Annotated in this window: 1 protein-coding gene and 2 pseudogenes; all 3 read right to left on the bottom strand. The window is 67.1% G+C overall.

What is annotated here, in order from left to right; genetic code table 11:
* A pseudogene (locus HMPREF0975_RS16290) lies at window positions 1-462 on the bottom strand (alpha/beta hydrolase); the annotation flags it as partial.
* A gap of 96 nt (window positions 463-558) precedes the next feature.
* A complete protein-coding gene (locus HMPREF0975_RS12010) occupies window positions 559-1,143 on the bottom strand; it encodes a hypothetical protein (RefSeq protein WP_009234453.1) in 585 nt (194 codons plus the stop codon).
* A 19-nt stretch (window positions 1,144-1,162) separates the two neighbouring features.
* Window positions 1,163-1,711: pseudogene (locus HMPREF0975_RS12015) on the bottom strand (DNA polymerase III subunit delta'); the annotation flags it as partial.

Raw genomic sequence — 1,711 nt, forward strand, 5'->3', positions numbered from 1 at the left:
GTAGGAGCCCTGCACACCGGCGAAGCCCGTCTCCGCAGCGGCCTCGACGTACTGGACCCCGGACCCACCCGGGCCGCCCGGGTTGATGAACAGGCTGCCCCGATGGATCGAACCGGTGGCCACATGCTTCTTCATGGCAATCTCAATGGTCTGACCATCGGGCTGGGAGTAATCCAACGGCACCTTCACCTTGGCGCACTTGAAGGCCGTCGCCTCCGCAGACTTCTCCATCCCACCGGTGGCACCGCAGTCGTACCACTCCACCGTCTGACCGTAGAAAGACTCCAACCCCTTGGGAACCGCAGCCTTCACAGCCACAGCCGGAGCCGCCGGCACCGCGACAGCAGGAACCGCACCGGCCCCCACCCCCAAACACACACCGGACACAGCAGCCAGCACCCCAGCAGCCAATCGACGACGCCCGGCACCCCGAGCGCTTTCGGCTCGCCCGGTCCTGTTCATCACCGCAGAATTGACATCATTTCGACGATTCCGCTGTCTTATTCTCATTTCCATAGGCGGCATCATATGAACCAACCGACAGGTGCACGATCCGCCTCAGGGATGAGACGGACCGTTGTCCTCTCCCTCGCCGAGCCTATTGCCCTCGGGGTTGTCAGGACTTACCAGGCCCCAGGACGCGGCCCAGATCCATATCCGATCGAGCTCGACTTCCATGAGCTGGTGCGCCCTGGCCTCGGTGGCCGCCCGGGTGATCATCCCTCCCAGTTCCACCACGTCGCCGTTGCTGCGCACCTTCGCGTAGACACTCGGAGCCCCGCTGCTGACATGGCGGCGAATGGAGTGGGCGTACCGGCCGACGACGAAGTCGCTTCGGGAGTCGGGCCAGGCGATGTCGTAGGAACGCAGTGCCGTCCGACTGTGGATGCCGGAGCGGTCGAAGACCGTCCGCGGCCGCAGAGTCAGGTACCCCATGAGGAAGCAGAGTGTCGACGCAATCGCGCAGATGAGCACCTCCCGGTAGAGCCCGTACCTCATGATCGCCAACCCGATGACCAGCCCCAGGAAGCCAAAGACAATGAGCCCCCAGGCGATGACCTGCTCCTGCGGGCTCGACCGGCGGACGATCGGCTGAAACCGCGGGGTGGCAGGATTGCCATCCCCGAAGTGCGTTGCCGTCATACAACGCCCCTTTCACATCTCATGGCAACTGCCTTGGCGTCGACTCGGCCTGGGGCCGCAGCTGGACCATGAGGGCCTCGACGGCCAGCAGAGGGGCGGCGTTGGAGCGCAGGCGGCCACGGCACTCCTCGATGGCGCTGATACGGGCCAGGGACTGCTCGGGGCTCGTCGTGCGGGCTGCCTGGTCGATGGCCTCGGCCAGGTCGAGGTTGACGCGCTCGACGCCGCTGCCCATCTGGGTGGTAAGCACGTCGCGGTAAAAGGACAGCAGGTCGATCATGGCCCGGTCCAGGACGTCGGTGCGGGCGCGCTTGGCGCGGCGCTTCTGGTCCTCCTCGAGCTGGCGGATCTGGGCGCGCAGGGCAGCGGGGATCTTCCCATCGCTCTCCAGACCGAGTGCGCGGGTCAGCTCGGCCTTCTCGCGGGCGTCGCGCTCGGCGGTGGCCTCCTTGGCCTCGGACTCGGCGGCCTCCACCAGGGAGGCGGCGGCCAGGACGGCGTCGCCGACGCTGCGCAGCGAGACCGGGGCGAGCAGGAGGCGTCGGCGCCGCTCCCAGGCGTCGGCGTC

This window comes from Actinomyces sp. oral taxon 849 str. F0330 (genome assembly GCF_000239715.1).
Classification (GTDB): Bacteria; Actinomycetota; Actinomycetes; order Actinomycetales; family Actinomycetaceae; genus Actinomyces; species Actinomyces johnsonii.

What these genes read in the sequence shown, in the direction of transcription:
- HMPREF0975_RS12010 (WP_009234453.1), bottom strand. Translation starts at nt 1,143, where the DNA reads ATGACGGCAACGCACTTCGGGGATGGCAATCCTGCCACCCCGCGGTTT.